This window comes from Streptomyces sp. NPDC046759 (assembly GCF_040645475.1).
Lineage (GTDB): Bacteria > Actinomycetota > Actinomycetes > Streptomycetales > Streptomycetaceae > Streptomyces.
On sequence record NZ_JBEYYJ010000010.1, the window covers coordinates 175297 to 195851 of the forward strand.

Sequence of the window (20555 nt, forward strand, 5' to 3'; positions counted from 1 at the left end):
CGCTTATTCCGCGGCGGTGCCGCGGCCGCCGGCCGGGACGGGTGGGCGGCCGCCGGCCGGGACGGGGGGCGCCGGGCGCGGGTCAGGCCTGCACGATCGGTTCCCTGGTGAACAGCGCCCCCAGGGCCGGAGCGTTCACCCTCCGGCCGGCGAGCCTGAGCCCCTCCCACACCGACACCTGGTTCGCCGTGAGCACCGGCTTGGACAGCGCCTTCTCCAGCAGCTGCACATGCGCCGCCGTGTGCAAGGCGGTGTCCGGCAGCAGCACGGCCTCCGCGTCGGAGACGTCCGCGGCACGCGCCAGCGTCAGCACGTCCTCCTCGCCCCAGGTGCCGACCTCCGCCGCCGTGATGATCCCCGAGGACCGCATCCCGGTCACCTCCAGACCACCGGCCCGCAGGAAGTCCGCGAACAGCGCGGCGACGTCCTCCGGATAGGTCGCCCCGACCGCGACCCGTCGCGCCCCGATCTCCCGGGCCGCGTGCACGAAGGCGAACGACGTCGAGGACGCGGGCATCCCGGCCAGCCTCGCGAGCGTGCGTACCTGTTCCTGGGCGCCCTCCCAGCCGTGCACGAAGCCGCCGCTGGTGCAGGCCCACACCACCGTCTCGGCCCCGGTCAGCCGCAGGCTCTCCATGCCCGCGGCGAGCCGCTCGGCGGAACCCATCTCACGCAGGGCGGCCACCCGGTGCGCGTCCTCGCCGATGTCGGTGTGGACCAGGTCTACCCGGATGTCGCTGCCCAGGAGCTGCTCGATGCGTGGATAGTCGTCCTCGGCGGAGTGGCCCGGGTAGAGGAATCCGAGTGCGGTCATGTCCAGCCTTCCTGCGTCTCTTCGGGCAGTACCGGGGGCCAGGCACGCGCGGCCTCGTCGAGCAGCGCCTGATACGGCCCCACGGCTCGGGTACCCAGCCGGCGCAGTGCCGCCCACATCGTGACCTGGTTGGCAGAAAGCACCGGGATGCGCAGCTCGGCCTCCAGTTGGGGGATCACGTCGTACGTCGGCAGATTGGTGCAGGAGATGAAGAGCGCGTCGGCGGTGCCGGGCCGTACCGCCTGCCGGGCCATGGCGACGACCTCCCGGTACGGCACCTGCCAGATGTGCCGGGTCAGCCCCATGAAGGCGCACCCGGTGACCTGGACACCGGCCTCGGCGACGAAGTCCTCCAGCGCCCGGGTCACCGACACCGTGTACGGCGTGACCAGGGCGACCCGGCGTATCCGCAGCTCGGCCAGCGCCTCCAGCAGCGCGCCCGAGGTGGTCACCGAGGGCGGCGCGCCGGCCAGGGTCATGGCGGCGCGCATCGCCCGCTCCCCGGCGATCCCGCCGACGAAACTGCCGGAGGTGCAGGCGTAGGCGACGGCCTCGGGCGCGACCGCGGTCAGCGCGCGCACGGCGTCGCCCAGGGTCTCGTGCTCGCTCACCAGCCGGGCCAGGTCCAGGCTCACCTCGACCGGCACGAACGGGGTCCGGGTCAGATGCAGCGACACGTCGTCGGGCACCCAGCGCCACAGCTCGCGGTCGAGGGCGAAGTCGAAGGGAGCCACCACGCCGACGCCGCGCTGGCGACGGGGGCCGCCGAGAAAAGAGACGTCCATGGCTGGCACCGGCCTCACCGTGAGTGGACGAGTGGGCAACGGATCGCGAGTACGCCCGTGTTGACGAAGGTAGGTTCGGGTGCGAGCGTGGTCAATCCGCACACAATCCGCGCATGTCAGACGCCCGGAGCCGCCCCGTATGACGACCCTCCCCACCCTCCTCGTCCTGGACGCGGAGCCGCCGCCCCGGCTCGGCCGGCTCACCGGGCGCGCCCGGATCGTGCACACCGACGCCGCGCGCCTGGCGGAGCGGCTGCCGCGGGCGGACGCCCTGCTGGTCTGGGACTTCACCTCGCACGCGGTACGCGAGGCCTGGCCGGGGGACGGGCCGAGGCCGGCCTGGGTGCACACGGCGAGCGCGGGCGTGGACCATCTGATGTGCCCGGAGCTGGCCGCCTCCGGCACGGTGGTGACGAACGCGCGCGGGATCTTCGACCAGCCGATCGCCGAGTACGTGGCGGCTCTCGTGCTGGCGGTCGCCAAGGACCTGCCGCGCACGCTGGAGCTCCAGCGGGAGCGGACCTGGCGGCACCGGGAGGGCCGGCGGGTGGCGGGCACGCGCGCGTGCGTGGTCGGATCGGGGCCGATCGGCCGGGCGATCGTACGGACCCTGAAGGCGCTGGGCGTGACGACGGCGCTGGTCGGCCGGGTCCCGCGGACCGGCATCCACGGTCCGGCCGACCTGGACCGGCTGGTCTCCCGCGCGGACTGGGTGATCGCGGCGGCGCCACTCACCGAGCAGACGTACCGGATGTTCGACGGCCACCGGTTCGGCGTGATGCAGCCCTCGGCGTTCTTCGTCAATGTCGGCCGGGGCCAGCTCGTCGACGAGGACGCCCTCGCGCAGGCCCTGGACCGGCGCTGGATCGCGGGCGCCGCACTGGACGTGTTCACCACCGAACCCCTGCCCGAGGACAGCCCGTTGTGGGGGCTTCCGGGGCTGATCGTCTCCCCGCACATGAGCGGGGACACGGTCGGCTGGCGGGACGAACTGGCCGTGCAGTTCGTCGAGTTGTACGAGCGGTGGGCGGCGGGAAGATCACTGGTGAACGTGGTCGACAAGAAGCGTGGTTACGTGCCCGGTCACTGACCTCCTTGGAGGGTGCATGCAGCTCACCGACCTCACCGCCGTGTCGCTCCTCGACGGTTACCGCAAGGGCGAGTTCAGCCCCGTGGAGGCGACCGAGCAGGCCCTGGAGCGGGCCCGGCGGATCCAGCCGGAGGTGAACGCGTTCGTGCGCCTCACCGAGGAGGACGCGCGGGCACGGGCGAGGGAGTCGCAGGAGCGCTGGCGGCGCGGTGAGCCGGCCGGGCTGGTCGACGGGGTGCCGGTGACGGTCAAGGACATCCTGCTGCTGCGCGGCCACCCGACCCTGCGCGGCTCCACAACCATCTCCGAGCAGGGAAGTTGGGACGAGGACGCGCCTTCGGTGGCCCGGCTGCGCGAACACGGCGCGGTCTTCCTCGGCAAGACCACGACCCCCGAGTTCGGCTGGAAGGGCGTGACGGACTCACCGCTGTCGGGAATCACCCGCAACCCGCACGACCACTCCCGGACCGCGGGCGGCTCCAGCGGGGGCAGCGCGGCGGCCGTGGCGCTCGGCGCCGGCCCGCTGTCGCTGGGCACGGACGGCGGCGGCAGCATCCGCATCCCGGCCGCGTTCTGCGGGATCTTCGGGCTGAAGCCGACGTACGGGCGGGTGCCGCTGTATCCGGCGAGCGCGTTCGGCACGCTGTCGCACGTGGGTCCGATGACCCGGGACGCGGCCGACGCGGCCCTGCTGCTCGATGTCGTCGGCGCCCCGGACGCACGCGACTGGTCGGGACTGCCGGCCGCGCCGGGCTCCTTCACGCAGGGGCTGAAGGGCGGCGTGCACGGGCTGCGGGTGGCGTACTCGCCGTCGCTGGGCGGCCAGGTGGCGGTGCAGCCGGCGGTCGCGGCGGCGGTACGGCGCGCGGTGGCCGCCCTCGCGGACCTCGGCGCGTTCGTCGAGGAGACCGACCCCGACTTCAGCGACCCGGTGGAGGCCTTCCACACCCTGTGGTTCAGCGGGGCGGCCCGGCTCACCCAGTGCTTCTCCCCGCACCGGCGCCGGCTGCTGGACCCGGGCCTGCGGGAGATCTGTGTGCAGGGCGCCCGGTACAGCGCGCTGGACTACCTGGCCGCGGTGGACGTCCGGATGGACCTGGGCCGGCGCATGGGCCGCTTCCACGAGCGGTACGACCTGCTGGTGACGCCGACGCTGCCGGTGACGGCGTTCGAGGCGGGCCTGGAGGCGCCGAGGGGTTCGGCGCACCGGCGCTGGACGGGCTGGACGCCGTTCACCTACCCGTTCAACCTGACCCAGCAGCCCGCCGCCACCGTCCCGGTGGGAACGGACGGGGACGGGCTGCCCGTGGGCATGCAGATCGTGGCCGCCCGGCACCGGGACGATCTCGTGCTGCGGGCCGCGCACGCGCTGTACGAGGCCGACGTGGCGTCGGCACCGGCGGTCGGCGCCGCCCGTGCGCCGGGGGTGTAGCCGACGCCGGCGGGCGCGGAAGGCGCCCGCCCCTCGCCGGTCTCTCGGGTGAGGATCGTGCCGAAGTCGGTGGGCTCCGAGAAGCCGGGCGTTTGGCCGATCGCGGCGACCGGCAGACCGGCGTGCACGAGCCGGCGTCGCGCCTCCGGGGCGACTCGGGCGTCGGCGAGCGACGGCGAGCGTGCCGCCCCGGCCGGCACCACCGCCGGCATCGCGTGCCGGGGCGCCGACGGCTGCCGGCGGTTCGCCGTGCTCAACCCGCTCGGCACGGCCTGAACGGCGGGCGCGGACGGCGGCTGCAGCGCGGGCGCGAGGCCCCTCACGCCCGCCGAAAGGCCAGCGTCTCCCCCGCCGCGCCCGTCCGCCACAGGTCGTTGCAGGCCTCGGCCATCGCCTCCAGTCCGTCGATCACCTGGCCCCATACGATTCCCGGCACCCATCCCACGTCCGCGTTGAGGAGCAGGTTGTTGCGCTCGTAGAACAGGGCCAGGTCGACCACCGTGGTGCCGGGGCGGACCTCGCGGTCGTAGCCGTAGGCCCGGGTGCCGAGCTCGGTGCCGGCGAAGGAGAAGTAACAGAGGTCGCCGGGAATCGGGGTGACCGTCGGGTTCTCCAGTGGGGGTTCCGTGGAGGCGAACGGCGCGAAGAGGGCGTAGATCTCGTTGCGCGCGTACTTCGCGTGATAGACGTCCCCCGCGAGCGGGAGCGCGTCCCACACCGCCGCGCAGGTCAGGGGCGCGCGGTCGGTCAGCAGTCGTGCCGTGCAGTGCACGTCCCGCTTGTCGAGCGAGACGGTGACGAATCGATCGGCCATGAAAACAAGGGTGCATAGCCGGGGTGCGCTTGGGTAGCCGCGCCGCCATGGCTCCACCACTTGGGAACGACGCACACACAATACGGGCGGAACACAGACGCACCCGGCGGTCCGTGCTCGGCGGTCTCGCGGCCCTCGGTGTGCTGGGCGCGGCGGGCTGCACGCGGGTGGCCGAGGCGTCCGGCAAGAAGGGCGGCGACCTGCTCGGCCGGCTCCGCGCACAGGGCGTCGTACGGCTCGGGATCGCCGGTGAGGTCCCGTTCGGGTACATCGACGAGGACGGCCATCTCACCGGTGAGGCGCCCGAGCTGGCCAAGGTGGTCTTCAAGCGGCTCGGGGTGGACGAGGTGCAGCCGGTGCCGACCGAGTTCGGCTCGCTGATCCCGGGACTCAACTCGCAGCAGTTCGACGTCGTGGCGGCCGGGATGTACGTCAACCCGGAGCGTTGCCGGCAGGTGATCTTCGCCGATCCGGACTACCAGATGCTGGATTCGTTCATCGTCCGCAAGGGGAACCCGATGGGGTTGCACTCCTACAAGGACGTCGTCGCGAAGAAGGCCAAGTTCGCCACCGGCACCGGATACGCGGAGATCCAGTACGCCGTCGAGGCCGGGTACAGGCAGAGCGACATCCTGATCGTCCCGGACCAGGTGGCCGGGCTGAACGCCGTCGAGGCGGGCCGGGTGGACGTCTTCGCCGGTACGGCGCTCACCACGCGCGAGGTGGTGAGGAAGTCGGCCAAGGCGGAGGCCACGGCGCCCTTCGCGCCGCTGGTCAAGGGCAGACCGCACGTCGACGGCGGCGCGTTCGCGTTCCGGCCGACCGAGACGAACCTGCGCGACGCCTTCAACGTCGAGCTGCGCAAGCTGAAGAGGAGCGGTGAACTGTTCCGCATCCTCAGGCCGTTCGGCTTCACCAAGGCCGAAATGACCGGCCTCACCGCGAAGGAGCTGTGCGGCGGATGACCTCGGGGCTGTGGGACCTGGTACTCAAGGGCGTCTGGACCACCGTCCAGCTGCTGGTGTTCAGCGGACTGCTGGCCACCGCGGTGTCCTTCGCCGTCGGTGTGGCGCGCACCCACCGGCTGTGGATCGTGCGTTTCGTCGCCGGCTTCTACACCGAGGTGTTCCGCGGCACCTCCGCGCTGGTGATGATCTTCTGGGTGTTCTTCGTGCTGCCGGTCGCCTTCGGCTGGCAGCTGGTGCCGATGTGGGCGGGCACGCTGGCGCTCGGCCTGACGTACGGCGCGTACGGTTCGGAGATCGTGCGCGGCGCGCTGAACGCGGTGGACCCGGCACAGAAGGAGGGCGGGATCGCGCTCAGCCTCACGCCCTGGCAGCGCCTGAGGCTGGTCGTGCTGCCGCAGGCGGTGCCGGAGATGATCCCGTCCTTCTGCAATCTGCTGATCGAGCTGCTCAAGGGCACCGCGCTGGTGTCGGCCATGGGCATGGGCGATCTGACGTTCAGCGCGAACCTGGTCCGGCTGGCGTTGCAGCAGAGCGCGGAGATCTACACGTACGTCCTGCTGATCTACTTCGCGATCGCCTTCGTGCTGACGCGGCTGATGCGCTCCCTGGAGAAGCGGCTGAAGGCCGGTGTCGGCAAGGACGCCGGCACGTTCACGGCGGCGCGTGAGCTGGGGCGCGCGCAGAGGACCGGTGTCGGCATCAACGGGGGCGGGAGTGGTCTCGTATGAAGTGGGACTGGAACGCGGTGAGCGGCTTCATGCCGCACTTCTGGGACGGGCTGCGGGTCACCCTGGAGGCCCTGGCCCTCGGTTCGCTGCTGTCCTTCAGCCTCGGCCTGGTGTGGACGCTGCTGATGCGGACGGCCGCCCGGTGGGTGCGCTGGCCGGTCGGCGTGGTCACGGAGTTCGTGCGCAACACCCCGCTGCTGGTGCAGCTGTTCTTCCTCTTCTACGTGCTGCCCGAGTGGGGCCTGACCTTCTCCGCGCTGACCACCGGTGTCTTCGCGATCGGGCTGCACTACTCGACGTACACCATGCAGGTCTACCGGGCCGGTATCGAGGCGGTCCCGGCGGGCCAGTGGGAGGCGGCCACGGCGCTCAACCTGCCCCGGCGGCGGACCTGGACCGCGGTGATCCTGCCGCAGGCGATCCGCCGGGTGGTGCCCGCGCTCGGCAACTACGTGATCTCCATGCTCAAGGACACGCCGATGCTGATGGTGATCACCGTGCTGGAGATGCTCGGCCAGGCCCGGCTCTACTCCCAGCAGCACTTCCAGTTCACCGAGCCGGTCACCGTGATCGGCGTGGCCTTCATCCTCATCTCCTACCTGGCCTCCCTTCTCATGCGAGCCCTGGAGCGACGTCTTGTCCGCTGACACTCCCCTGATGGAAGAACCCGAGCCGCGCGCCGGCACGCTCACGGCCGGCGGTGAACTGGTCCGGCTGGACGGCGTCACCAAGCGGTTCGGCGCGAACACCGTCCTGGACGACCTCAGCTTCACCGTCGCCCCCGGCAAACACGTGACCCTGATCGGCCCGTCCGGATCGGGCAAGACCACGATCCTCAGGCTCCTGATGACCCTCACCACACCGGACGAGGGCACGATCACCGTCGACGGCGAGCAGCTCTTCCCGGCGCCGGAGAAGCGGGTGCGCGAGGTCCGCAAGAAGATCGGGATGGTGTTCCAGCAGTTCAACCTGTTCCCGAACATGAGCGTGCTGCGCAACGTCACCGAGGCGCCGGTCCAGGTGCTCGGCATGTCCAGGGACGAGGCCGAGCACCGGGCGCGGGAGCTGCTGGACCTGGTGGGGCTGGCGGACAAGTGCGACGCCCGGCCGACGCGTCTGTCCGGCGGGCAGCAGCAGCGGGTGGCGATCGCCCGGGCGCTGGCGATGCGGCCGCGGGTGCTGCTGCTGGACGAGGTGACCTCCGCGCTCGATCCCGAGCTGGTGGCGGGCGTGCTCGACCTGCTCAGGGACATCGCCCGCAGCACCGACATCACGATGCTGTGCGTGACCCACGAGATGGGCTTCGCCCGTGACATCTCCGACCAGGTGCTCATGTTCGACGGGGGCCGGGTGATCGAGTCGGGTTCCCCGGAGAAGATCTTCACCGAGCCGGAGCAGGACCGTACCCGGGAATTCCTCAGCGCGGTCCTGTGATGACGGGGTCTGGATGCGGAATGTCTCGAGGTCCGGCCGTTGGGTCATGACTTTGACATATGCCAGAGGGTCTGCGTCGCAGTTGGGAGGGGCCTGGCGGGCGGAACAATCTCGCCAACCCCCTCTCCCCGCAGCGGGTTTGCCCGTTATCGTGGTAACGATCCGCCGACCGGAATCGCGGCCAAGACAGGCGAGCGCAGGGGGACACCGTGGCGCTGATGCACGAGCCGACCGCCCCGTACCACTCCGCCCAGGACGCCCTGCGCGTGCTGGAGACCGTCGCCCGCCACTCCGCCGGCGTCACCGACACCGAGCTGGCCCGCCGCACCGGCCTCGGCTCCGAGCGGCTGACCGCCCTGCTGCGCATGCTGCGCCGCGAGGGTTATGTCGAACAGATCACCGACGGCGCGTACGTGACCGGCGACACCCTGCGCCGTCTCACCTCAGCGCACGACCGCGAGCGCGCCGTGCGCGAGAAGCTCCAGCACACCCTGGACCGGCTGCGCGACTCGGTGGGCGCGGCGATCTACATGAGCCGGTACGTCGACGGCGAGGTCAAGGTCACCCAGTACGCCGCCGGACCCACCACACCGGCGGTGAACGAGTGGGTCGACTTCCGCACCGCCGCCCACGCCACGGCGGTCGGCAAGAGCCTGCTGACCCAGCTGGACCACAACGCCCGCCGCGACCACCTCTCCCGGCACAGGATGGCCCGCCTCACCTCCCGCACCATCACCAGCCACAAGCTGCTGCTCTCCCGCCTGGAGTCGCAGCCGCCCACAGTGCCGGTGCTGGACCTCCAGGAGTACGCGATCGGCACGGTCTGCGCGGCCGTCCCGATCACGGCCGGCTCCTCGGTGGGCTGCCTGGCGCTGTCGTTGCCGGTGGAGAAGGCACACCGCCTGAGGCAGGCCGCGGAAGCGCTCAACCGGAGCGCGGCACCGGTCCTCCTCTCCCTGGCGATCTAGTCGGCCGGGGTGGTCACGAGCACCCCTCGGAACCAGGTAGTATTTTCTTCGTCGCCAGCCGCGGAAGACGAAAACCGCAGCGGGCGGGAGTCATGCGCCGCTAGCTCAGTTGGTTAGAGCAGCTGACTCTTAATCAGCGGGTCCGGGGTTCGAGTCCCTGGCGGCGCACCACGACCGAAGGGTCCTTCGCCACGGCGAGGGGCCCTTCGGCGTCTTCCGTGGTGAGTCGCCGGTACGACGTCTCCCCCGGTGGCCGCCACCACACCGGATCGGCGCACACGTACCCCTCGCGCCTGAGCAGCGCCCGGTGGATCTTGTTCGTGGCCGTCACCGGCATCCGCTGCACCACCCGCACGAACCGGGGCGCCATCTTCGTCCCGAGATCGGGCTGGGCCGCGAGGAACTCCGCGAAGCCCGCCGGCTCGAAGGATCCGGCGACGGCCACCATCACCTGGTCCCCCGTCACCGGGTCCGGCACCCCGTACACGGCCACGGCCACCGCGCCCTCGTACCGGGCGAGGATGTTCTCGATCATCGCGGCGGCCAGGTTCTCCCCGTCGACCCGGATCCGGTCGTCGGTGCGGCCGGCGAAGTACAGGTATCCCTCGGCGTCGCGGCAGAAGAGGTCGCCGGTCCAGTACGCCCCTCCCCGGCGCCGCTCGGCCTCGGCGGCCGGATTCCTCCAGTAGCCCTCGAAGGGGTTCGGCGCCCGGTTCACCAGCTCCCCTATCGCCTCCTCCCCGTTGAGCAGCCGCCCCGCGGAGTCGAACACGGCCGGCGGGCACTCACGCCCCGTGGCCGGATCCAGCACCACCAGCCCCGGCCCCGCCGGTCCCACCGCGCCCTTCGGCGTGCCGGGCGCCCACTGGATCGCCGCGCCGCCCTCGGAGGAGCCGTATCCCTCCACCAGCCGCACCCCGAACCGCCGTTCGAAGGCCGCCGCGTCCACCGCGCCGGCCTCGGTGCCGAAGCCGAGCCGCAGGGGGTTGTCGCGGTCGTCCGCACGCTCCTCGGTGGCCAGGACGTACTGGATCGCCCGTCCGACGTAGGTGAAGTACGTCGCCCGGTACCGGCGTACATCGGCCAGGAAACCGGACGCCGAGAACCGCCGCCGCAGCGCGACCCCCGCGCCGGCGGCCAGCGCGGGCGCCCAGCCGGCGATCACCGCGTTGCCGTGGAACAGCGGCATGCAGAGGTAGTGCACGTCGTCCGCGCGCAGCCCGAACTGCCGGACCAGTGCCTGCCCGGCCGCCGCCAGCCGCCCCTGGGAGCAGATGGCCGCCTTGGGGGCGCCGGTGGAGCCGGAGGTGAAGTACAGCAGCAGCCGGTCGGCGGGTGCGGCGCGGCTCGGGTCGGGCACGGCTCCGCTGTAGGGGGCGAGGAGGGTGCCGTACTCCTCGTCGTCCGTCATGAGGATCATCACCGCCGCACGCCCGGCCCCCCTCGCGCTGGGGGACCCCCAGGGCAGCTCCAGGCCCGCGAGCAGGGGGAGGTGGGCCCGGTCGGTGACCAGGAGCGGGCAGTCGGTGTGCCGGATGTCCCGGGCCAGCTCGGAGCCGCGGCGAGTGGGGTTGATCCCTGCCACGGCCGCGCCGGCGAGGGCGGCGGCACCGAGCCACAGCGGGAACTCCTCGGTGTTGTCCAGGAGCACGCCGACGTGCGGTGGGGCGCCCGGCGGCAGCAGGTCGGCGAGCAGCGCGGCCCGGGCGGCGGCGCCCGCGGCGAACTCGTGCTGGGTCAGCACCCTCTCCCCGCACCACAGCCCCGGCCGCTGGTCCCCCCACCGCGCCGCGACCAGCTCGGCGACCGTGTGCGCACTGGACTCCATGAGGGCGCACGTTAACTGACGTAGCGTCAGATGGGGAGAGCTGTCACGGCACGGCCTGGAAGAACAGCTCGCACAAGCCCGGTTTCCGGGCCGTACCGCAACAACACTCAGAAGGTGACGTCCGAGCAGGCGTAGAACGCGTTGCCCGTGTCGGCGATCGTCCACACCGCGAGGACGACGTGGTGCCCGCTCAGCCCGGTGGGCAGGGTGCCGCTGTGACTGAGGGTGGCCGACGGACGCTGCCCGTTGTACGGGACCGTCAGGAACGGGGTGAGGTTGAGGTCGGAGCGGGACAGGGGGTGGTTCTGGTTCCAGCCCTGCTTGGTCACGTAGTACTTGAAGTCGGTCGTGGCATGCATGGCGGTGAACTGCCAGCGGAAGGTGTACGTCTGCCCGCCGGTCACCCTGGTGGTGGGCCACGCCCCGCCGGACGGAGTGGCCGGCGAGCTGAGCTGGGCGAACCGGCTCAGGCCGCCGTTGCAGATCTGGCCGTCGCCGGGCCCCGCGGCCGGGAAGCCCTTGGGGCCCTCGACGCTCTGCGGCTCGTACTGGATGTCGCCGCAGCCCGTCACCGTGCCGTTGGCACAGAGCTTCTGTCTGCTGATGGGGAGGTCGGTGTAGCCGTGCCCGCTGGCGCCGCCGGTGGAGAGCGCGAACGCTCCGGCGGTCACCACGCCCAGCACGACCGCGGACAGCTTGGTCCTGGTGTGCATACTGCCGCTCCTGGAGAACGTGGGGAGTTCGGTGAGCTGTGCAGGTAGGTCTAGACCAAGTGTCAGATTATTGCCGTGGGTTGACTGTGTCCATACAGGAAGCGCGCCCGCACCGTACGGGCTGTGCTACGGCAGTCCCCCGTGCCCCGAGCAGAAGGCGACCGTCAAATCCCGCACCAGCACCTTCCGCTCGTAGTCGTCGAGCTCGACCAGCCCGCGCGTGGTCAGCCGGGTCACGGTGTCCTCCACCGAGTCCACCACCGAGCTGAGCATGCCGGCCCGCTGCCGCGCGTCCAGCGCGGCGATCCGCCGCCGGCGCATGGTGGCGGCCACCTCCGGGGCGTACTCCACGCGTACCGGCTGCACCGAGAACACCTCCATCCCCGCCGGCGCGGTCTCCTCCGCCACCAGCCGGGTCAGTACGTCCCCGGCCGCCGTCGCCCCGTCGCCCGCAGCGCCCGGGCCGCCAGTGCCGCCCGCCGGCTCCATCGGCACCCGGGCCAGCGCCGCCTCCACGCACCCGCGCAAGTACGCCTCGTGGTTCTCGACGCCGAGCACGGCCCGGGCGGTGTCCCGCACCCGCCACACCACCAGCACCACCACCCGCAGCGCCACCCCGTCGGGGTCCGCCGCGGGCATCGCCTCACTGCGCCAGTGCCGCAGCCGCACATCGACCCGACGGCGCGCCAGGAGCGGGTTCACCCAGAGCAGTCCGGTGCGCCGCACCGTCCCCCGGTAGCGGCCGAAGAGGCCGAGCACCCAGGCCTGTCCGCTCCGGCCCCGGGTCAGCCCGGCGAAGCCGAACGTCCCGAGCACACCCGCCCCGGCGTACACCGCCCACTGCGCCGGGCCGAGACCCGCGCCCAGGGACGCGGGCAGCCCCAGCGTCTCCACCACGGCCGGCGACAGCAGACCCGCCCACCACGAGGTCGCCGCACAGCCGGTGACCCCGCATGCCCCGGCCAACAGTCCGGCCGCCCCCGGCAGCACCCTCGCCGGGCGCTCCGCCAGGCCCGGGTCGACCTCCGGCAGCGGCCTGCGGCGCACCGGCGGCGCGCCCCGGAGCCGGGGCTGCTCGCCGGTGCCCTGCCGACGGGCCACCACAGCGGGCGTGAGCGGCACCTTCACCGGGTTCCCCGGGTCCGGGCCGTCACGGAAGAGCAGATGGACCGGGATCTCGGCGGTCGTCTCGTTCTGGATCAGCCGGGCCGGACGCCCGCCCGGCCCCGGGGTGCCCTCCGGCTGCCCCTCGGATTCGGGGGGTGTGTGTGACGTGGTCGTACTCATGTGTGCCTCCAGCCTCCGCGCCAGACGCGTCATGGACAGGGGTGGGGTGGACAGGGGCCTCGGTGGCCGGGGGGGCGACCGGGCGGCCGGACGGTCACAGGTCGCTCACCCGGTCCGGGCCGGCGTCCGCGAACAGCCGGCGCCAGGTCTCCGGTCCCGGGTAGCCGTCCGCCGCGCCGCCGCGCCAGCCCTGGGTGCGCTGGAACGCCTCCACCGCGCGCCGGTCCGCGTCGCCCCAGCGCGGACCGGGACCGTTGGCGTAGAACCTGCCGAACCCCTTCTCCGTCAGCTGCCGGCCCAGCTGCGTGACGTACGCGTTCTCCGCGCCGGGCCGGAAGTGGTTCCGCCCGGGATAGCCGGGCACCCCGTGCGAGGCGGGCGCCCCCTGCACGGCGAGCCGATCGGGACCGCCCGCCTCCGGATAGGAGACCTTCGCCCCCGCGGCCGCCCGCTGCGCGCCCTTGCTGCCGGAGGCCAGGCCCTTGTAGCGGTAGGGGACGTATTTGGCGGCGTTGCTCCAGTACGGGTACGGCGTGGGCTGGCTGCGGGTCTGCGGGGGCGTCTGCTCGTAGACCGTGTAGTAGGTGTGCGCGTCGTCCGTCCAGCCGCCGAAGATCACCACGTGGGAACCTGCCTCAGGGTTGTCGGGGTTGTGGTACAGCAGGATGTCTCCGGGCTGCAGCTCGTCCTTGGTGATCTTCACGCCGTACTGGTCGAGGCTGCCCGTCCACTCGTTGCTCTGCAGGCCCCACGCCATGGAGACATAGCCCGAGCAGTCCTGCCGGTAACCGTCGGACCAGTAGTCGTTCATGCTGTACGGGACCTTTGCGGCCACCCAGATCTTGGCCCGGTCGATGATCCTGGTTCGGGTGGTCGCGGGGATCGGGACGGTGGGGGGCTGCGCCGGTTGACCCTTCGGGCCGTACAGCGGAGCCCTGGGGCCCTGGGGGGTGGCGGGCTCACCGTCGCCGGACTCGTGCGGGCGCTCCTCGGCGGGACGGCCCAGGGTGCGGGCGACGGCCGGGGTGGCTGCGCCGAGAACGGCGCCGGCGGCGGCCAAGGCCACGATGCCGCAGGTCAGCGCGAAGCCACCGGGTCGGCCCGACGACGGGCGAGGGCTCGCCCGTCGGCCCTGGACGCAACCGGGACAGTCGCAGTCGATCGCGGGGTCGAATTCCACGAACACCGGAACCGTCATGCGATCTGCCTCACATTCGGGGGAGATTTGTCCGCTAGTGTGCACGTTGGTCAGTTTCCCAACTGTCCAACCGACCGCCACTTTGACGGTCCGAATGATGTACACGGGCCCCTGCGCCCCCACTGGTCACGTGGGGGTGGTCATCGGCACCCCTGGAGGTCAGGTAGAGTTGTCCCCGTCAGCAGGCGCCGCTAGCTCAGTTGGTTAGAGCAGCTGACTCTTAATCAGCGGGTCCGGGGTTCGAGTCCCTGGCGGCGCACGATGACGATGGCGATCCACGTCCGCAAGAAGCGCGGACGGGGGTCGCCATCTCTGTTGTTGCGCGGCCGCGCCGCGGGAGTGGGGGCTCCGCGCCCCCGCCCCGACCGGAAAGCCCCGCGCGCCGGCGGGAGGCATTCTGCACGCCCCGACATGCCCCTGCCGATCCCCTCGTTTGGCCGGATACCCTCTGGCCATGGCAGCCCGGGACCTTCAGGAGCGGATCAAGAAGCTGATCGTCGACCGGCGGCTGCCCTCGGGGGCCCCGCTGCCGACGGAGCCGGAGCTGATGGAGTACCTCGGCGCGAGCCGGAACTCCGTGCGCGAGGCCCTGAAGGCACTGCAGGCGATGGGGATCGTGGAGATCCGGCACGGCTTCGGCACGTACGTCGGCTCGATGTCGTTCGCACCCATGATCGAGGGACTGGCCTTCCGCACCGTCGCCGGGCACTACCGGGGCGAGGACTCCCTGCTGCAGCTGCTGGAGCTGCGCGAGGCCGTGGAGACCGGGCTGGTCTCGCGGCTGGCCGGGCGGCTGCCCGAGGCGGACCTCGTTGAACTGGACGCCCTCGTGGACCGTATGGAACGGGAGGCTGCCGAAGGGGCGGGCCTCGCCGAGACCGACCGGGCCTTTCACGCCACCCTCTACCGGGGGCTGGACAACGTGCTGCTGAGCGAGGTGCTGGAGGCGTTCTGGGACGCCTTTCACCGGGTGCAGCGGGATCTGGTGGACGTGCCGCAGGACCCCAGGGTCACCTGCCGCCAGCACCGGGAGATCCTGGACGCGGTCCGGTCCGGCGACTCACTGCGGGCGGAGGAGGCCATAAGAGACCACTTCGGCAACATCCGTGTCCGCCTCTCCGCCACCGGCGCACCCCGGTCCTCCGGGGACACCGGCGCACCCCCGCCTCCCGGCACCCACACGCGCCGCAATGAACGGGTTTGACCGGTAAACACCGCGTTTCGCGTCTTGCGATCACGTGGAACGCCGTAGAACCCTTGGATGCCCAAGCTGCCTCCGTCTGCAGGCAGTTGGGGGGAGACAACCGGTTGCCGGACGGCGGGAGGGGGCCCGCTCATGAAGCGATGCCGAGGGGGGCATCATGCAACCGGAAGGTCGCTGTCCCGTGTCTATGGACGTGGGGAAGACGTGGGGACAGCACACCACCACTGATCCGCGCGTGCGGGCACAAGGGGAGCCGGCCGGGCGGGAAGGAACCGACGAAACACGCGGTGACCTGCGTGTGGGGGGAATGACTCATGACGTCGACGCCGAGGGGCGCCGGACCGAGCCACGTTCACGACGACCCGTCACAGACCACACAGCTCAGGACGATCGGGCACCGGACGGGCCAGTTCCGCCGGCTGAGAAAGAGCCTGCCGAGATACGACTACGAGCACTACAGCCGACTCGCGGGCCCCCTCACCCAGCCCGACCCGGCGGTGCCGTACAAGGTGCAGTACCGGTCGCTGCTCTCGCAGGAGCCGCACCGCATCCGCGCCGCGCTCGTGCTGGGCGCGGCCCCCGTACTCTCCCTGGTCCTGCTGTTCTGGCTGCTCCAGCCGCGACACTGGACCGAACGCGACTATCCCGCCCACGCCTTCCTACCGGCCCTCGACGTCGTCATGCTCGTCTCGATCGGCCTGATCGAGTTCTTCCGCTGCATGAACGTGCTGTCCAACGCGCACGCCACACTCGTCGCCCGCGACCCGGTCCCCGTGGTCCCCGAGACCGGCACCCGAGTCGCCTTCATCACCACCTACGTGCCCGGCAAGGAGCCGCTGGAGATGGTGACGAAGACCCTGGAGGCGGCCGTGAAGCTGCGCCACCGGGGCGTGTTGCACGTCTGGCTGCTGGACGAGGGCGACGACCCGGCCGTCAAGGAGGTCTGCGCCCGGCTCGGCGTGCACCACTTCACCCGCAAGGATGTCGCGCGGTGGAACCAGCCGAAGGGCCCGCACCGCGCCAGGACCAAGCACGGCAACTACAACGCCTGGCTGGAGGCGCACGGCGACGGTTACGACTTCTTCGCCTCCGTCGACACCGACCATGTCCCGCTGCCCAACTACCTGGAGCGGATGCTCGGTTACTTCCGCGACCCGGACGTCGGCTTCGTCATCGGCCCGCAGGTGTACGGCAACTACGACACGTTCGTCACCAAGGCCGCCGAGTCCCAGCAGTTCCTCTTCCACGCCCTGATCCAGCGCGCCGGCAACCGCTACGGCGCCCCGATGTTCGTCGGCACCTCCAACGCCGTACGCATCAGCGCCATCAAGCAGATCGGCGGCCTGTACGACTCCATCACCGAGGACATGGCGACGGGCTTCGAGATGCACCGCGCCAAGAACCCGGCGACCGGCCGGAAGTGGAAGTCGGTCTACACTCCGGACGTGCTCGCGGTCGGCGAGGGCCCGAACGCCTGGACCGACTTCTTCACCCAGCAGCTGCGCTGGTCGCGGGGGACGTACGAGACCATCCTCAAGCAGTACTGGAAGGGCCTGTTCACGCTGGGGCCGGGCAAGCTCTTCAACTACACGATGATGATCGTCTTCTATCCGATGTCCGCCCTCAACTGGATTCTCGCGGCGCTGAGTTGTGCGCTGTTCCTCGGCCTGGGCGCCTCGGGCGTGAACATCGACCCGACCGTGTGGCTGATGCTGTACGGCAACGCCTCCGCGCTCCAGATCGGCCTGTACGTGTGGAACCGGCGGCACAACGTCTCCCCGCACGAGCCGGAGGGTTCCGGAGGTGTCGCGGGCATGATGATGTCCGCGCTGTCCGCGCCGATCTACGCCCGCTCCCTGATGGACGCCGTGCTGCGCCGCAAGAGCAAGTTCGTGGTGACCCCCAAGGGCGAGTCGGCGAGCCCCGACACGCTGTTCGGGACGTTCCGGGTCCACTGGTTCTTCATCCTGGTCTTCGCCGGATCGCTCGCCGCCGGTTTCGTGTGCGGCCACTCCCACCCGGCGATGATCACCTGGGCGTGCGTCGCCCTGCTGATCACCGCCTCGCCGATCTTCGCCTGGCAGTACGCGCTGCGGCGGGAGCGGAGGAGGCCGAAACCGGCGGCTGCGACGGCCGCCGAACCGCGGGACGCGGTGCCCGGGCCGTACGCGGCCCATCTGCCGCTCAAGCGGCCCACCTGGGCGGCCGGCGAACAGCACGCGGACCGGGACGGGGACCGGGACGGGGACCGGGACGGGGACCGGGACGGGGAGAACGAGCAGACCATGCAGATCGCCCTTGGCGGACTTGGGGGACGTGAGGAATGAAGGACCAGGCCGGCCGCCGCCGCGCCCGCAGGCTCGCGATCGGTACGGCGGTGGTACTCGCGCTGGCCGGGATGAACGGGCCGTGGGTCTACCGCTTCGGTACCGCGCAGTACCACCAGTACAAGATCAACAGACCGGAGTACAAGGCCGGGAACGGCCACTGGGACATCATCCAGTTCCCGCCGGAGTACCGGCAGGACACCATCCATGCGGCGCTCCTGCACACCGGCAAGGTGCTGCTCGTCGCGGGCTCGGGCAACAACCAGGACAACTTCGACAAGAAGAGGTTCGACACCCGGATCTGGGACCCGGTCAAGGGCACGATCAAGAAGATCCCCACGCCCAACGACCTGTTCTGCACCGGCCACACGCAACTGGCCAACGGCAACCTGCTGATCGCGGGTGGGACCAAGCGGTACGAGAAGCTCAAGGGCGACGTCAAGAAGGCCGGCGGCGTCATGATCCTCTACAACGAGAACCCGGACAAACCGATCACACTGCCCGCCGGGACCCGGTTCACCGGCAGGCAGAACGGCAGGACGTTCGTCTCCCAGGACCCGGTGCTGGTCCCGCGCGCCACGAAGGTCTTCGACAAGACCGGCAAGTGGCTGCGGAACAACCCCGGTTACGGCCGGGTCTACGTCGAGGCTCGGGCCGAGGGCGCCCAGTACGAGACCGGCACCCAGGACAACTACCGGATCCGGGGCCTGACCGGCGCCGACGCGCGCAACACCTACGGCATCGCGCAGAAACTCGCCTTCGACAAGAAGGACTTCGAGGGGATCAAGGACGCCTACGAGTTCGATCCGGTCGCCGAGCGGTACATCAAGGTCGACCCGATGAACGAGGCCCGCTGGTACCCGACGCTCACCACGCTGTCGGACGGCAGGGTTCTCAGTGTCTCCGGCCTCGACGACATCGGTCAGCTGGTGCCCGGCAAGAACGAGATCTTCGACCCGAAGACCAGGAAGTGGACGTACACCAAGAGGATCCGGCAGTTCCCGACCTATCCGGCGCTGTTCCTGATGCAGAACGGGAAGATCTTCTACTCGGGTTCGAACGCGGGGTACGGCCCGGACGACGTGGGCCGGGATCCCGGCATCTGGGACGTCGACACCAACCGGTTCACGAAGCTGCCCGGGCTCAGCGACCCGAACATGATGGAGACCTCCGGAACCGTGCTGCTGCCTCCGGCGCAGAACGAGAGGTTCATGGTGATCGGGGGCGGCGGCGTCGGTGAGTCGAAGCTGTCGAGCAGGAGGACCCGGCTGATCGACCTGAAAGCGAGGAACCCGAAGTTCGTGGACGGGCCCGCGCTGGAGAAGGGCACCCGGTATCCGCAGGCCTCGATCCTGCCCGACGACACGGTGCTGGTGTCCGGTGGCTCGGAGGACTACCGGGGCCGCGGCGACTCCGACATCCTCCAGGCGCGGCTGTACCACCCCGGCAGCGACAGCTTCACCCGGGTCGCCGATCCGCTGGTGGGGCGGAACTACCACTCCGGGTCGATCCTGCTGCCGGACGGGCGGGTGATGTTCTTCGGGTCCGACTCGCTCTACGGGGACAAGGCGAACACCAAGCCGGGGAAGTTCGAGCAGCGGATCGAGATCTACACGCCGCCTTATCTGTACCGGGACTCCCGGCCGACGCTGAGTGGGGGTCCGCAGACGATCGCCCGCGGCGCTTCGGGGACGTTCACGTCGGATCACGCGGCCGGTGTCAAGAAGGTGCGGTTGATCCGGCCGAGCGCTTCGACGCATGTGACGGACGTCGACCAGCGGTCGGTCGCCCTGGACTTCAAGACGTCCGGGAACAAGATCACGGTGACGGTCCCGAAGAACCGGAACCTGGTGACCTCCGGGTGGTACATGCTGTTCGTGGACGACGATCAGGGGACGCCGAGCAAGGCGCAGTGGGTGAGGGTTCCGTAGTCACCTGCTGTTCTCGGCGAGGGCGAGTGCGTAACTCGCCCACCACTGCCCCGCCTTCGGACCCCCCTTGCACGTTCCGTCCGACTCCCCCGGGCGCTTGACCCACAGGTAGGCGTCCACCGAGGGGTCCGCGGTCTTCGTCGTCGGGGTTTCTCCCAGGGCCCGGCCCGGCGGGTTGCACCACCGCTGGGCCGGGTCGCCGCCTGTGTAGGGGCCGTTGCCGTTCCTGCTGGTGTCGATGACGAAGTGCTTGTCGCCCACCTTCGACGAGAGCTGCTTGCCGTAGGCGATGGAGTCCTGGGTGGAGTAGAAGTTGGAGACGTTGACGGAGAAGCCGTCGGCCCGGTCGATGCCGGCCTGCTTCAGGGCCTGGAAGATCTGGTCGGGGTGGCCCCAGCCGGCGTTGCCGGCGTCCAGGTAGACCCTGGTGTTCTTCAGGGACTTCAGCTTGGCGATCGCGCCCCTGAGGAGGTCGTAGCGCTCCTCCTGGAACCGGGCCGGGGTGCAGCCGTCGACGAGGTGGAGTACGGCGTCCGGTTCCAGGATCACGATGGCGGAGCGGTCCTCGATGCCCCGGGCCACCGCGTCGATCCAGGCCCGGTAGGTGTTGCCGTCGGCGGCGCCGCCCTGGGAGTACTGACCGCAGTCGCGGTGCGGGATGTTGTAGAGGACGAGCAGGGCCGTGCGGTCGGACTGCCGGGCGGCCTCCGTGAAGCCGCGGGCCTCCCGCTCCGGGTTCTCCGGGCCGATCCACTCGCCCACCGGCTGCTCGGCGATCTTGCGGATCTGCGCGGCCTCCGTCTTCTTGCCGGACTTCTCGTAGGCGGCGAGCCGGCGGGCCGCGGTGCCGTCCGGGTTCACCCAGAACGGGTCGGCGGCCTTGGGCTGTTGGGTGATCCGGGCCGACGGTTCCCCGTTCTCGTCCCCGCCTCCGGAGGAGCATCCGGCGAGCACTAGTGCCGCCCCCAGCACCACCGCCGCCGACGCCCGCGCGGAAGAACGGGCCCCCCTGCTGTCGTACATGCGATTCCCCC

The 20555-nt window shown here is 71.0% G+C and carries 19 protein-coding genes and 2 tRNA genes; 13 read left to right on the plus strand and 8 right to left on the minus strand.

What is annotated here, in order from left to right; translation table 11 throughout:
• Positions 1 to 82 precede the first annotated feature (82 nt).
• Both ABZ919_RS16370 and ABZ919_RS16375 read right to left on the minus strand, forming a co-directional pair.
• Complete coding sequence (locus ABZ919_RS16370) at positions 83 to 814, minus strand: decarboxylase (RefSeq protein ID WP_361247890.1); 732 nt, start codon at positions 812 to 814, stop codon at positions 83 to 85.
• Complete coding sequence (locus ABZ919_RS16375) at positions 811 to 1599, minus strand: aspartate/glutamate racemase family protein (protein WP_361247892.1); 789 nt, start codon at positions 1597 to 1599, stop codon at positions 811 to 813. Before ABZ919_RS16375 ends, ABZ919_RS16370 begins: the two co-directional genes overlap by 4 nt.
• 139 nt (positions 1600 to 1738) lie before the next feature.
• Between ABZ919_RS16375 and ABZ919_RS16380 the strand changes: the two genes are divergently transcribed.
• From ABZ919_RS16380 to ABZ919_RS16390, 3 genes are read left to right on the plus strand one after another with little or no spacing between them, the layout of a single operon-like run.
• A complete protein-coding gene (locus ABZ919_RS16380; protein ID WP_361247894.1) occupies positions 1739 to 2689 on the plus strand; it encodes a D-2-hydroxyacid dehydrogenase in 951 nt (316 codons plus the stop codon).
• A 16-nt stretch (positions 2690 to 2705) separates the two neighbouring features.
• Positions 2706 to 4121: an amidase gene (locus tag ABZ919_RS16385; protein ID WP_361247896.1), complete on the plus strand. Its 1416-nt coding sequence runs from the start codon at positions 2706 to 2708 to the stop codon at positions 4119 to 4121.
• A 57-nt stretch (positions 4122 to 4178) separates the two neighbouring features.
• On the plus strand, positions 4179 to 4397 hold the full coding sequence (locus ABZ919_RS16390) for a hypothetical protein (protein ID WP_361247898.1): 219 nt from the start codon (positions 4179 to 4181) through the stop codon (positions 4395 to 4397).
• A gap of 43 nt (positions 4398 to 4440) precedes the next feature.
• Here the strand turns inward: ABZ919_RS16390 and ABZ919_RS16395 are convergent, their stop codons facing one another.
• Positions 4441 to 4935: a DUF3830 family protein gene (locus ABZ919_RS16395; RefSeq protein ID WP_361247900.1), complete on the minus strand. Its 495-nt coding sequence runs from the start codon at positions 4933 to 4935 to the stop codon at positions 4441 to 4443.
• A gap of 47 nt (positions 4936 to 4982) precedes the next feature.
• On the opposite strand from ABZ919_RS16395, the gene ehuB reads away from it, so the two are divergent.
• The 6 genes from ehuB (at position 4983) to ABZ919_RS16425 (ending at position 9204) form a co-directional block, all read left to right on the plus strand.
• The gene (gene ehuB, locus ABZ919_RS16400; RefSeq protein WP_361247902.1) at positions 4983 to 5900 is read left to right on the plus strand and encodes an ectoine/hydroxyectoine ABC transporter substrate-binding protein EhuB; all 918 of its coding nucleotides are present in this window, start codon (positions 4983 to 4985) and stop codon (positions 5898 to 5900) included.
• Positions 5897 to 6631 carry an ectoine/hydroxyectoine ABC transporter permease subunit EhuC gene (gene ehuC, locus ABZ919_RS16405; RefSeq protein ID WP_361247904.1) on the plus strand — a complete coding sequence of 245 codons (735 nt, stop codon included), beginning with the start codon at positions 5897 to 5899 and terminating at the stop codon, positions 6629 to 6631. Before ehuB ends, ehuC begins: the two co-directional genes overlap by 4 nt.
• Positions 6628 to 7278, plus strand: a complete 651-nt coding sequence (gene ehuD, locus ABZ919_RS16410; protein WP_361247905.1) for an ectoine/hydroxyectoine ABC transporter permease subunit EhuD — start codon at positions 6628 to 6630, stop codon at positions 7276 to 7278. The genes ehuC and ehuD overlap by 4 nt, the downstream gene beginning before the upstream one ends.
• A 10-nt stretch (positions 7279 to 7288) precedes the next feature.
• Complete coding sequence (ehuA, locus tag ABZ919_RS16415) at positions 7289 to 8065, plus strand: ectoine/hydroxyectoine ABC transporter ATP-binding protein EhuA (protein ID WP_361247907.1); 777 nt, start codon at positions 7289 to 7291, stop codon at positions 8063 to 8065.
• Between the two features lie 209 nt (positions 8066 to 8274).
• Positions 8275 to 9033, plus strand: a complete 759-nt coding sequence (locus ABZ919_RS16420) for an IclR family transcriptional regulator C-terminal domain-containing protein (protein ID WP_361247909.1) — start codon at positions 8275 to 8277, stop codon at positions 9031 to 9033.
• Positions 9034 to 9127: 94 nt separating this feature from the next.
• A tRNA-Lys gene (locus tag ABZ919_RS16425) sits at positions 9128 to 9204 on the plus strand.
• Here the strand turns inward: ABZ919_RS16425 and ABZ919_RS16430 are convergent.
• The 4 genes from ABZ919_RS16430 to ABZ919_RS16445 form a co-directional block, all read right to left on the minus strand.
• Entirely contained in the window at positions 9167 to 10861 is a 1695-nt protein-coding gene (locus tag ABZ919_RS16430) for an AMP-binding protein (protein WP_361247911.1), read from the minus strand. The genes ABZ919_RS16425 and ABZ919_RS16430 overlap by 38 nt on opposite strands.
• Positions 10862 to 10968: 107 nt before the next feature.
• Entirely contained in the window at positions 10969 to 11574 is a 606-nt protein-coding gene (locus ABZ919_RS16435; protein ID WP_361247913.1) for a lytic polysaccharide monooxygenase, read from the minus strand.
• Between the two features lie 126 nt (positions 11575 to 11700).
• Positions 11701 to 12861: an SPFH domain-containing protein gene (locus ABZ919_RS16440; RefSeq protein WP_361247915.1), complete on the minus strand. Its 1161-nt coding sequence runs from the start codon at positions 12859 to 12861 to the stop codon at positions 11701 to 11703.
• Positions 12862 to 12955: 94 nt separating this feature from the next.
• Positions 12956 to 14059: a peptidoglycan-binding protein gene (locus ABZ919_RS16445; protein ID WP_361247917.1), complete on the minus strand. Its 1104-nt coding sequence runs from the start codon at positions 14057 to 14059 to the stop codon at positions 12956 to 12958.
• 185 nt (positions 14060 to 14244) lie between these two features.
• Here ABZ919_RS16445 and ABZ919_RS16450 point away from each other — a divergent pair.
• The 4 genes from ABZ919_RS16450 (at position 14245) to ABZ919_RS16465 (ending at position 19521) form a co-directional block, all read left to right on the plus strand.
• Positions 14245 to 14318, plus strand: a tRNA-Lys gene (locus tag ABZ919_RS16450).
• Between the two features lie 195 nt (positions 14319 to 14513).
• Positions 14514 to 15263: a FadR/GntR family transcriptional regulator gene (locus ABZ919_RS16455; RefSeq protein ID WP_361247918.1), complete on the plus strand. Its 750-nt coding sequence runs from the start codon at positions 14514 to 14516 to the stop codon at positions 15261 to 15263.
• A 314-nt stretch (positions 15264 to 15577) separates the two neighbouring features.
• Complete coding sequence (locus tag ABZ919_RS16460; protein ID WP_361247920.1) at positions 15578 to 17590, plus strand: glycosyltransferase family 2 protein; 2013 nt, start codon at positions 15578 to 15580, stop codon at positions 17588 to 17590.
• Positions 17587 to 19521, plus strand: coding sequence for a kelch motif-containing protein (locus ABZ919_RS16465; RefSeq protein WP_361247922.1), 1935 nt, complete (start codon positions 17587 to 17589; stop codon positions 19519 to 19521). Before ABZ919_RS16460 ends, ABZ919_RS16465 begins: the two co-directional genes overlap by 4 nt.
• On the opposite strand, the gene ABZ919_RS16470 is transcribed toward ABZ919_RS16465, so the two are convergent.
• Positions 19522 to 20544 carry a glycoside hydrolase family 6 protein gene (locus ABZ919_RS16470; RefSeq protein ID WP_361247924.1) on the minus strand — a complete coding sequence of 341 codons (1023 nt, stop codon included), beginning with the start codon at positions 20542 to 20544 and terminating at the stop codon, positions 19522 to 19524.
• Positions 20545 to 20555 lie beyond the last annotated feature (11 nt).